Below are 11,732 nucleotides of genomic sequence, written 5' to 3' on the forward strand. Positions count from 1 at the left end.
GACATCTACGTCCCCCTCCGCACTTCGCGTGCGGTTGCTTCCCCCCGTCGTCAGCCGCTGTTGGCGACTGGCAACGAGGGCATACTGGCCCAGGTGCCGGAATGAGTTTTCTTCTGCCGCGCCAAATGCTTGCGCGAAGGCGCCAGCGTGCGCGGGGCCGCCAGACAGGCGCGGGAGGCTCCTGCCTTCCTCCCGCCATCAACGCGACCCACGGCATTGGGGACGCGCGGAGGCGGGTGTGACGCGCCCGTCAACGGATTTCCCCCGGCCGGCCGTGGAGCGGGCAGGCGTGACAGGTAGGGACAGGCGGGGCTCGGCCGTGTCAGCCTGACGCGATAGGTGAGGTGGTTCCGCCGCGCGCCAGGGGCTCTGCCCGTGGCGTGGGGGCGGAGCGGGCGGGAGGGGACAGGCTTCATGAGGTGGGATGAGATGGGCGAGTCGCCCCGCGAGGACAGGCTCGGGAGCAGGGACGGCGCGGCGGGCCGTGCCCCGGGGCGGGCGACCGTCCTGGCGGTGCTCGCGGAGAAGCCGGCCGTGGCGCGCGACATCGCCCGGGTGTTGGGCGCCACCGAGCGCGGCGACGGCTTCCTCCGGGGCAACGGCTACGTGGTGACGTGGGCCATCGGCCACCTGGTGGGGCTGGCGCAGCCGCACGAGATTCGCGCGGACTGGAAGAAGTGGAGCCGCGCGCTGCTGCCCATGCTGCCGGAGGCGTGGCCGCTCGTCGTCTCGAAGGAGACGCACTCCCAGTTCGAAGTGGTGAAGCGGGTGCTCAACGCGCCGGAGGTGTCCGCGGTGGTGTGCGCCACGGACGCGGGCCGCGAGGGCGAGCTCATCTTCCGTTACATCTACGAGGCGGCCGGGTGCCGCAAGCCGGTGCGGCGGCTGTGGGTGTCCTCGCTGACGGAGCGGGCCATCCGGGATGGTTTCCAGAAGCTCGCGGACGGGCGCGACTACGAGCCGCTGGCCGCCGCCGCCATGGGGCGCAGCCGGGCGGACTGGCTGGTGGGGATGAACCTGTCGCGCCTGTACACGCTGGCGCACGGGGGCCACGGGGAGATGCTGAGCGTGGGCCGGGTACAGACGCCCACGCTGGCCATGCTGGTGGAGCGCGAGCTGGCCATCCGCGACTTCGTCCCCCGGGACTACCTGGAGGTGGTGGCCACCTTCGCGCCCCGCTCGAAGGCCGTGCCCGCGGGCGCGCGCTACCAGGGCACGTGGTTCCGCTCGGGGCCGGACGGCAAGCCGGTGGTGAAGCCCGGGGACAGCCCTCGCGAGGCCCGGCGGCTGGACGCGGACGGCGTGGAGGCCCAGGCCATCATCGACCGCGTGCGGCGGGGGAGCGCGGTCATCGAGTCCCTGGAGGCGGAGGAGAAGCGGATGCCGCCTCCGCTCCTCTACGATTTGACGGAGCTGCAGCGGCACGCCAACCGCCTCTACGGCTTCAGCGCGCAGCGCACGCTGGAGGTGGCGCAGGCGCTCTACGAGAAGCACAAGCTCTTGAGCTATCCGCGCACCGCCAGCCGGCACCTGTCGCGCACGGTGGCGGACACGCTGCCGGAGGTGGTGAACGCCATCCGCTCGCCCTTCGAGGAGGACCTCGCGCCGGGCACGGGCTCGCGGCCGCTCGGCAAGCGCTACGTGGATGACGGGAAGGTGACGGACCACCACGCCATCATCCCCACGCCCACGTCGCCGCAAGGGGTGCGCCTGTCGCCGGACGAGCAGCGCATCTACGACCTGGTGTGCCGGCGGCTGCTCCAGGCGTGGCATGAGGACCACGTCTGGCGCGTCACGACGGTGATGACGGCGGTGACGTCCGGCACGGCGGCGGCGCCGGTGGTGGACCGCTTCCAGAGCACCGGCACGCAGGTGGAGCGGGTGGGCTGGAAGGTGCTGGACATCGGCGGCGGACAGAAGGCGCCGCGCCCGAAGGCGGAGGGGAAGAAGGGCGAGGACGAGGAGCGCGAGCCGGAGGACGAGCCGCAGTCGCTGCCCACGGGGCTGGAGCGCGGGCAGCCGCAGACGGTGGAGGACGCGGAGGCGGTGAAGAAGCGTACGCGCCCGCCGCCGCGCTTCACGGACGCGTCGCTGCTGACGGCCATGGAGACCGCGGGCAAGGCGCTCGACGAGAAGGAGCTGGCGGACGCGATGCGCGAGACGGGCCTGGGCACACCGGCCACGCGCGCGGCCATCATCGAGGTGCTCCTGGACCGTGAGTACCTGCGGCGCCGGGGCAAGGTGATGGAGGCCACGGAGAAGGGCATCCACCTCATCCAGGTGGTGCACCCGCATGTGAAGTCACCGGCGATGACGGGGCAGTGGGAGGCGTGGCTCCAGCGGATTGAGCGCGGCGAGGGCCAGCTCGACGAGTTCCTCCGGGGCATCGAGAAGTACGTCATCGAGGTGGTGGGGCAGGGGCCGGCGGGGCCCGTCACTGCGCCGCCGCGCTCCTTCCAGGCGGGAGCGGGGGAGGGGGCTCAGGGGATGGCGCCCGCGCATGGCGCACAGGCGTCGTCCCATGAAGGCTCATCACCTCGCGTGTCCGCGTACGGTGCGCAGCCGCCCTTCGCGCCCGTGCCTGGAGCACAGCGCTCCCCCTACGACGCGCCCTCGCTCCGCGCGCCCGCGTATGACGGTGGCAACGGAGGGCCGCGCCGCTCCTCCGCCAACGCCTTCGCGGACGCGGTGGTGATGTCTCCGGGCCGCGCCGGTAATCCCAGGGCCACCAATTCCGAGGCTCCTCCTGCTTACGGCTCCGTCCCACCGTCCCACGGCCGGGCCAACCCGGAACCCTCGGGCGCGGGAGCGCCGCGGAGCTCCTCATGGAACGCGGGAGGACCGGACCGTGCCTCCTCGCGAGGCGCGGGGCGGAGCGCCGTCTCCCCAGCCGCCGGACAGCGGCCGGAGCGGGTGCCTCGCGCGCCCACGCCGCCGGACCAGCTCCGGGGGCTGTTGAAGGAGGCCTTCGGCTTCTCCGAATTCCGGCCGTACCAGGAGGCCGTCTGCCGCGCGGCCACGGCGGGCGAGGACCTGCTGCTGGTGATGCCTACAGGCGCGGGCAAGTCGCTCTGCTACCAGCTCCCGGGCCTGGCGCGCGCGGGCACGACGCTCGTGGTCAGCCCGCTCATCGCGCTCATGGAGGACCAGGTCCTGCGGCTCCAGTCGCTCGGCTTCGCGGCGGACCGCATCCACTCCGGGCGCGACAGGGCCACCTCGCGGCAGGTGTGCGCGGACTACCTCGAGGGCCGGCTGGACTTCCTCTTCATCGCCCCCGAGCGGCTCGGCGTGCCCGGCTTCGTGGAGTTCCTCGCGCGCCGCACCCCCGCGCTCATCGCCATCGACGAGGCGCACTGCATCTCCCAGTGGGGCCATGACTTCCGCCCGGACTACCGGCTGCTCGGCGCGCGGCTGCCGCTGCTGCGCCCCGCTCCCGTGGTGGCCCTCACCGCCACCGCCACGCCGGACGTGCAGCGGGACATCGTCCAGCAGCTCGGGCTGCAAGGGCCCGGCGGCCGGGCGCGCACCTTCATCCACGGCTTCCGTCGCACCAACATCGCCATCGAGGTCCGCGAGCTGAACCCCGGCGCGCGCGGCGACGCCATCCACTCCCTCCTCCAGGACGAGGAGAACCGGCCGGCCATCGTCTACGCGGCCACGCGCAAGCACGCCGAGCAGCTCGCGGACATGCTCGCGGGCGACTTCCCCTGCGCCGCGTACCACGCGGGCCTCCAGCCCGCGGAGCGGGACAGGGTGCAGGCCGAGTTCCTGAAGGGCGCGCTGGAGGTCATCGTCGCCACCACCGCGTTCGGCATGGGCATCGACAAGGCGGACGTGCGCACCGTCATCCACGCCGCGCTGCCCGCGAGCCTGGAGGGCTACTACCAGGAGCTGGGCCGCGCGGGCCGCGACGGGAAGCCCTCGCGCGCGGTGCTGCTGCACTCGTACATCGACCGGCGCACGCACGAGTTCTTCCACCGCCGCGACTACCCCGAGCCCCACGTGCTGGAGCGGCTGTTCCAGTCCACGGGGACGCAGTTGGAGCCGAAGGTGGTGCTCCAGGGCCGCGTGCGCGGGGACCCGGAGGTGTTCGACAAGGCGCTGGAGCAGTTGTGGATTCACGGCGGCGTGGTGATGACGCCGGAGGAGACGGTGGCGCGCGGGCGGCCGGGGTGGATGGCCTCGTACGCCTCGCAGCGCGAGCGCAAGCTGCTGCACCTGGAGCAGATGGGGCGCTACGCGGAGGCGCACGGCTGCCGCATGAAGCAGCTGGTGTCGCACTTCGGTGACACGCAGGACTCCGGCGAGCCCTGTGGCCTGTGTGACGTCTGCGCGCCGGAGTCCTGCGCCACGCTGCGCTTCGCCGAGCCCACCTCCGCGGAGCGGCACTGGCTGGAGCGCATCCTGGAGTCGCTGCGCGAGCGCGACGGGCAGGCCATGGGCCGGCTCCACCGCGAGCTGTTCGGCGAGTCCCTGCCGCGCCGGGACTTCGAGCGGCTCGCGGGCGGCCTGGTGCGCGCGGGGCTGGCGCGGCTGGACGAGGACTCGTTCGACAAGGACGGCCAGGTCATCACCTTCCAGCGCATCTCCCTGACGCCGGAGGGCCAGCGCACGCGCGAGGTGGACCCGAAGCAGGTGGTGCTCCCGCTGCCGCTGGAGAAGGCCCCCAAGCGCAAGAAGGCGTCGAAGCGCCCGGCTCGCAAGCGGGCTCCCCGCTCGGGCGGAGGCGCGGGCGCCGCGCAGTGGCGCGCGAGTGCCCCGGAGGAGTCCGGGGGCGGCCGGTCCTCCTGGAATGCGTCCCGGGAGCGGAGCGCGTCCCGCGGTGGACGCTCGGACGTGGAGTACGACGAGCCGGCCCCCAGCTCGCGGCGGGGACGGCGCGCGGTGACGGGCGGCGCGGAGGCGTCGCCTGCGCTGGTGGAGGCGCTCAAGGCCTGGCGGCTCGCGGAGGCGCGCAAGCGCAAGGTGCCCGCGTTCCGCATCCTCACGGACAAGGTGTTGGACGCCATCGCCATGGCCCGGCCGGAGAACGGCCGGGAGTTGATGGCCATCCACGGCGTCGGTCCCGCCCTCACCGAGCGCTACGGCGCGCAGATTCTCTCCCTCGTCTCGCGCCGGGGTTGAGGCGCTGGTCGTGCCCGGCTCCCCTGTCGGGGGCCGAAGAACGGGGGCAGAGCACCGCCAGCCGCTTCGTCATCGGCCCCCGGCGCTCCCGTCCGCACTCGGCTTGTCGGCTGGGGAGCTGAACTCCTGCGCGAAGGGGAGGGAAGCTCCCACGCCTCCCTGCCCTGAGGTTCTCGGGCAGGGAGGCGGGCCGGTGGCGGCGCAGCCCCCTGGGCCTCCGGCGGGTCAACGGTCCGAAGGCGCCCGGCGCGCCCGGGGCGGCACGGCGAGCGTCCCGGCCCTCACGGTGTGGTGGGCCACCGTGTACGTGTCATTCCCGGTGGTGCCCGACACCGATATCTTGCCGAGGTCGTCGGTGGGAGGCGCGTCCGAGCGGAAGGCGTAGTTGCTGGCAATCTGGATTTCCGCTCCCCCCGGAGGCCGGACCCACACGCTGTAGCGTTTGGTGTTGAGGTCCGTCACCATGCGCACGTGGTAGGTGTTGCCAGCCGAGTAGGGCACCGCGGTGAGCGCGGCGTACGCCCCACCGTTGCGCACGTCGAAGCGGCCGTTGGTGTTCATGCGGATGAGCATGGCCGAGCTGGAGAAGCTCGTGACGTTGGTGGACGTGTCGGCGTAGCCGATGACGCCATCAAAGAGGTTGCGCGCCGGCGTCACGTCGAACTCGACGGTGCGCACGCCGGTGTTGCCCGTCCCCAGTGAGTGGACGCTCGCCCCGAAGTCGACCCGCGAGGCCCAGACCTCCTCCTGGCCGCCCTTCACGCTGTGGTTGCTCACCGTGTACGCGTCATCCGCGACGGTGCTGACGAGCGATACCTTGCCGAGCTCCGCCGGAACGGGTGCGTCCGAGCGGAAGGCGTAGTTGCTGGCGAGCTGGACTTCCGCTCCGCCCGGAGGCCGCACCCACACGCTGTAGCGTTTGGTGTTGAGGTCCGCCACCATGCGCAAGTGGTAGGTGGTGTCGGGTGAGTAGGGCACCGCGGCGAGCGCGGCGTACGCCCCGCCGTTGCGCACGTCGAAGCGGCCGTTGGGGTTCATGCGGATTTGCATGGCCGCGCTGGAGAAGCCCGTGATGGGGGTGGCCGAGCCCGCGTAGCCGATGACGTCGTCGAGGGGATAGCGCCGTGGCGTCACGTCGAACTCGACGGAGACCACGCCGGTGTTGCCCGTCCCCAGCGTGTGGACGCTCGCCGTGAAGTCGCGCCGCGCCCCCCACCCCGTCGCGAAGCGGGCCTGCCGCTTGAAGCGCAGCATCGCCTCGACGAAGTAGTAGTCGCCGTAGATGAGGCCCACGTCGATTTCCTGCTTCGCGGGCGCGTTGCCCACGCCGTGCTGGAGGACGCTCGTCTTGGGCGTGCCGCTGGCCACCAGGTAGGCCGGAGAGCTCAGTGCGTCGAGCGTGCGCAGCGCCACCTCCTGGTAGCGCTGCTTGCGGGCCGGGTCCGCGGTGTAGCCGCTCAGCTCCAGCAGCGCCGAGGCGGCGATGGCGGCCGCGGAGGTGTCCTTGTACTGCTTGTCGGGCGGGGCGTTGAAGTCCCAGAGCGGGACGGAGTCCGCGGGCAGGTGGTTCACGTACCAGTCGGACGTCTTCTCGGCTACCGCCAGCATGCGTGCGTCGCGCGTGTAGCGGTACGCCATGGTGTAGCCGTACATGAGCCACGTCTGCCCGCGCGCCCAGGTGGTTTCGTCCCCAGCGCCCTGGTACGTGCCGCGCAGGCGCATGGCGCCCGTGTTCGGGTCGAAGTCCACCACGTGGTAGGAGCTCCCGTCGGCGCGCACGAGCAGATCCCGCGTCTTGAGCGCGTGGCTGATGGCCATGTCCTTCCAGGCGGCCTGCCCCCCATGCGCGGCGCCCCAGAGGAGCAGCTCGATGTCCATCATCGTGTCCACCACGAGCGGCGCCAGCCACGTGGGCCGGTTCCAGTCGCAACACACGACGTAGCCCAGCTCGGAGTTGTAGCGCCTGGCCAGCGAGCCGGCCCCTGTCAGCAGCACCTGCCGCTGGGCTTCGTTTCCCGTCATGCGGTACGCGTTGCCGAAGCTCGTCATCAGCTTGAAGCCCGTGTCATGTGTCGTCGAGTTGGTCTTCTGCACCTCCAGCGGCCGCGTCCGGGTGTCCGCCTTCGAGCGGAGGTTGGCGTCGCCCGAGTCCTCGGCCAGGTACCAGAGCTCTCCGGGGAAGAACCCCTGCGTCCAGCCGGTCAGGTGGCCCGCGGCGAAGGTGCGCCACGTGCCGTTCTGGGTGCTCTGGGGATACGAACCTTGCGGAACCGCCGCATCCGTCCTGAGCGCCTGCTGCCGCGCGAAGAGCAGCACACGATTCGCGGTCGCGTCGTCAAAAGCCTGTGCGCTGCCTGCCAGCAGCAGGCAGCTGATTCCCAGGAGCCGTATCAAGGCCCCTCCACGAAAAACCATGCCCTCGCCTCCTTTGCCTTGTTGCCGGGGGAAGGTGATTTCGTTTCAGGAGGTGGACACTCGTCCGGGAGGGGCGCGGCCCGTCCGGTTCTCCACGATGAGGGAGCCTGCTCCCTCCAGGCGGGCGGGTTGTCTGGCCGTGTGCTCGGGCGGAGGCGCGTGCCAACGGCCTGATACCGGCTCCCAGTCCTCCCTCGTCGCTTCCCGGACACGTCCCGGCCTTCCTGTGCGGCTCGCACTCCCCGTGTAGTATCGCCATGCCCACCTGAGCTGCTGGCCATGAAGCGGGAGGTGTCGGATGCGCGGAGCCCGGTACGGGACGTGGCTGAGCCTGGTGGGGGCCCTGCTGCTGGCGGGCTGCGGCCCCATCGAGACGGACGGGGTGCGCGTCCTCATCTTCGACTGGCACTACACGCCGACGCACCTCCGGGTGAGGCCTGGCGAGACGGTATGGGTGCTCAACCTGGACACGGCGCCGCACTCCGCGACGAGCGCTCCGCACCCCGGCCGCCTCGTCCCGGGCGAGTCGGACGGCATCTCCTTCGACACGGGGGAGTTCCTCGGCGAGGAGCGCTCCTTCACCATCCCCGCGGACGCCGTTCCCGGCTCGATGGTGCCCTTCTACTGCACCGTCCACCGCGACTACGAGCACGGCGTCGGCAGGCTCACCGTCGTCGAATAGGCACGGCCGCAAGCGCGAGGAGCGGCCAGCCGGGCGGGAAATCCTTTTCGCTGCCCGGCGAGGCACTGTTCCCCCGTGTGGGTCCTCGCCACCTTTCGGCCCATCCAGCGCAAGGGGAGCAGGCGCGGGCAAGGGGGAGCGCGAGATGGAACTGGGTTTCGAGACCATTGGGAACGCCACACTCATCTGCCACGACAACGGTCCAGTCCTGGTGACGGACCCGTGGACGGACGGAGGGGCGTACTTCGGAAGCTGGACGCTGTCGCACGAGGTTCCCGAGGCGCAGCGCGACGCCATCCAGCGGTGCCAGTACGTGTGGCTGTCCCACGGCCATCCGGACCACCTCAGCATGGAGTCGCTGGAGAAGCTGCGCGAGCGCACGCTGCTGGTGCCCAACCACTTCGGCAACCGCATCCGCGACGACCTGCGCGGGCAGGGCTTCGACGTCCACGTGCTGGTGGACCGGGTGTGGACGCAACTGTCGCCGCGCATCCGCGTCATGTGCCTGCCGGACATGAACCAGGACGCGGTGCTGCTGGTGGACGTGGGCGGGCGCCTGCTCATCAACCTCAATGACGCGGGCGACCGGGGCTGGGGCCGCTTCGTGCGCAACATCGTCCGCGGCTACGAGGAGTCGTACCTGCTGGCCCTGTCCGGGTACGGCGACGCGGACATGATCAACTACTTCACCGAGGACGGGCAGCGCATTCCCCCGTACGCCGCGGCGAAGAACCCGGTGGGCCGCACCATCGCCCGCCAGGCGGAGTTCTACGGGGCCCGCTACTTCGTGCCCTTCAGCTCCATGCACAAGTACCAGCGCGCCGACAGTGTCTGGGCCTCCGAGTACACCACCACCCTGGAGGACTACGCCCGAGGCTTCGAGTCGCAGACGTGCGCGCTGCTGCCCGCCTTCATCCAGCAGGACTTCATCAAGGACGCCACCACGCCCATCCGCCCGAAGGAGCGCGCCCTCGTGCCGGTGGACCCGACGGAGTTCGGCGACGACTGGAGCGAGCTGCTGGAGGCCGACGAGGCGAAGGCCCTGCGCGAGTACTTCTCCGCCATCGAGCACCTGGGCACGGTGCTGGACTTCCTCCGCTTCCGCGTGGGCGGGCAGGACCACGTCATCGAGTTCCACCCGCGCCGCTTCCGCCGGGGCATCACCTTCGAGGCGCCGCGCAACTCGCTGATGACGGCCGTGCGCTACCAGGTCTTCGACGACCTGCTCATTGGCAACTTCATGAAGACCACGCTGCACGGCGACTTCGGCGAGGGGAAGCTGTACCCGGACTTCAGCCCCTACGTGGCCAAGTACGCGGACAACGGCCGGGCGCGCACGCGCAACGAGCTGAAGACGTACTTCGCCGACTACCGCAACCGGGACCCGGTGGGCTTCCTGCGCGCCAGGGTGGAGGCGCACTGCGTGCGGCCCTTGCAGACGCAGTCCGCGGAGCTGCTGCGCACGCTGCTGCCGGCGGACTCGGCCGCCTTCCGCGCCGCGAAGGAGACCTTCTGGAAGGTGCGCCGCGCGCTGCTGTAGGGCTCAGAGGTACGGAGACAGCAGCCGGGCCAGCCCGTCCCTCAGGCGGATGGGCAGTGAGCGCGCGTCCGCCTCCTCCAGGGTGAGGGGGCGTGCGTGCGTCAGGCGCTCGTCCACCACGGCCTCCAGGCGCCGGGCCAGCTCCGCGTCGTAGCACTCCACGTCGAACTCGAAGTTGAGCCGCAGCGAGCGCGGGTCCCAGTTGGACGAGCCGAAGAACGACCATGCCCCGTCCACCACCAGCAGCTTGGTGTGGTCGAACGGGGGCGCGGTGAGGAAGACGCGGCAGCCGGGCCGCAGCACCTGCCAGAGCTGCGCGGTGCTGGCCCACTGCACCACCGGCAGGTTGCCCTTCTCCGGCAGCAGCACCTCCACGCGCACCCCGCGCAGCGCCGCCACGGCGAGCGCGTTGATGAGCGCCGCGTCCGGCAGGAAGTACGGGGTGATGATGCGCACCGACGTGCGCGCCGTGGCCAGCGCGCCCATCAGCACCGTGCGCAGCGGGTCGAGGTCCTCGTCCGGCCCTTCCGCGATTCCCCGCGCCAGCGCCGGGCCGGCGGGGGCCAGCTCCGGGAACCACGCCTCGCCGGACAGCCGCTCGCGCGTGGCGAAGGCCCAGTCCTCGGCGAACGTCTCCTGGAGCTGTCCCACCACCGGGCCCTCCAGCCGGAAGTGCAAATCCCTCGCGGCGTGCTCGCCGGGCGCGAAGTGCTCGCGGATGTTCATGCCCCCCGTGAAGCCCACCCGCCCGTCCACCACCATGATTTTGCGGTGGTTGCGCAGGTTGGCGAACGGCAGCCGGTACGGCATCAGCGAGGGGAGGAAGCGCGCGGCCCGCACGCCCGCGCGCCGCAGCCGGCCGATGATGGGGGGCCACGTGTAGCGCGCGCCCACCGCGTCCACCAGCACCCGCACCTCCACGCCGCGCTTCACCGCCGCGCCCAGCGCCTCCACGAAGCGCCGGCCCACCGCGTCGTTGTCGAAGATGTAGCTGCACAGCGACAGCGAGACGCGTGCGCCCTCGATGGCCTCCAGCATGCTGGGGTACGCGTTGGTGCGGGACTCCAGCACCGTCACGTGGTTGCCGGGCAGCAGGGGACGGTGCACCACCGCGTCCCCCAGCCGCACCATCGGAGCCAGGTGCGCGGCCACCGGCCAGGTGCCGCCCAGCGCGTCCGCGCCCGCCGGTGGCACGCCCGGGGACGGAGGGAAGCGGCCATGCTCCTGGCGCAGCGTCAGCGAGCGCGCCCGGCGGCGGATGCGGTTGATGCCCAGCAGCAGGTACAGCACCGCGCCCAGCACCGGCACCAGCCACGCCAGCCCGACCCAGCCCACCGCCGCCCGCACGTCCCGCTTGTGCAGCACCGCATGCGCGCTGGCCAGCACGCTGACGAGCACCGTCAGCACGGCCGCCACGTGCGGCCAGGCTGCTTCCAGCCATGCGGGCAGGTCGAACAGGTCCATGGGAAGAGGGCCCCTTCCGCCTATCACGCAAGCGGGCGCGGTGAGCCCCACTCCTCCCTCCGCCGCCATGGAGCGTTCAGCGCCAGCGGGGACGTCTTCGCGCCACGTGTGGCCGGTTCAACACTCGAAGAGTCCTGTTCGCACCGCGTCGCGGGATTGACGCAGTCTGCCTCGGCTCATACCCTGGCTGGCCCGCACCGCGCGTCCGGGCGCGTCGCACTCCCGTCAATTCCAGGGTGTCTGCGACCCCAGGGCCGGTGACTGATTGGAAGACACCCCCTGTTCGTTTCTGGCACGCCCTCCTGTGTGGAGAAAATGCCCTGTGTTGTCGCGCGGTTGGCGTCAGGGGTGTCACGCCGGTTTACACCGTTTGAGCTCAAACAGGGAGTGCGGATAGTCCAGGTATTGCTGTTAATTCTGTTTTCTTCCCTCTGGAAGGCCCTCTGGCCCGGCCCTTGCTCAACGGCGTGGTGCGCTGGTCGCGGCTGGTGAGAGCCAGGCGGACGG

Annotated in this window: 5 protein-coding genes; 3 read left to right on the forward strand and 2 right to left on the reverse strand. The window is 71.4% G+C overall.

The genetic code is table 11. The features are described from left to right. The first annotated feature begins 414 nt into the window (after positions 1-414). Positions 415-5,124 (forward strand): DNA topoisomerase 3, encoded by a 4,710-nt coding sequence (locus K8638_RS28255; protein ID WP_223757756.1) that lies wholly within the window; start codon positions 415-417, stop codon positions 5,122-5,124. 225 nt (positions 5,125-5,349) lie between these two features. On the opposite strand, the gene K8638_RS28260 is transcribed toward K8638_RS28255, so the two are convergent. Beyond that, complete coding sequence (locus tag K8638_RS28260) at positions 5,350-7,518, reverse strand: glycoside hydrolase family 88 protein (RefSeq protein WP_223757757.1); 2,169 nt, start codon at positions 7,516-7,518, stop codon at positions 5,350-5,352. 319 nt (positions 7,519-7,837) lie between these two features. Here K8638_RS28260 and K8638_RS28265 point away from each other — a divergent pair, with 319 nt between their 5' ends. Together K8638_RS28265 and K8638_RS28270 are read left to right on the forward strand one after the other, a co-directional pair. Next, entirely contained in the window at positions 7,838-8,221 is a 384-nt protein-coding gene (locus tag K8638_RS28265; RefSeq protein WP_223757758.1) for a hypothetical protein, read from the forward strand. Positions 8,222-8,366: 145 nt separating this feature from the next. Then, complete coding sequence (locus tag K8638_RS28270) at positions 8,367-9,761, forward strand: MBL fold metallo-hydrolase (RefSeq protein ID WP_223757759.1); 1,395 nt, start codon at positions 8,367-8,369, stop codon at positions 9,759-9,761. Between the two features lie 3 nt (positions 9,762-9,764). Here K8638_RS28270 and K8638_RS28275 read toward each other — a convergent pair whose 3' ends face one another. Further along, positions 9,765-11,225 (reverse strand): phospholipase D-like domain-containing protein, encoded by a 1,461-nt coding sequence (locus K8638_RS28275; RefSeq protein ID WP_223757760.1) that lies wholly within the window; start codon positions 11,223-11,225, stop codon positions 9,765-9,767. Positions 11,226-11,732: the final 507 nt, after the last annotated feature.

Source organism: Myxococcus sp. RHSTA-1-4 (assembly GCF_020037125.1).
GTDB lineage: Bacteria > Myxococcota > Myxococcia > Myxococcales > Myxococcaceae > Myxococcus.

Excerpts from the sequence above, each read along its gene's own strand:
- K8638_RS28255 (WP_223757756.1), top strand. The coding sequence starts at position 415 with ATGAGGTGGGATGAGATGGGCGAGTCGCCCCGCGAGGACAGGCTCGGG.
- K8638_RS28275 (WP_223757760.1), bottom strand. The coding sequence starts at position 11,225 with ATGGACCTGTTCGACCTGCCCGCATGGCTGGAAGCAGCCTGGCCGCAC.
- K8638_RS28270 (WP_223757759.1), top strand. The coding sequence starts at position 8,367 with ATGGAACTGGGTTTCGAGACCATTGGGAACGCCACACTCATCTGCCAC.
- K8638_RS28265 (WP_223757758.1), top strand. The coding sequence starts at position 7,838 with ATGCGCGGAGCCCGGTACGGGACGTGGCTGAGCCTGGTGGGGGCCCTG.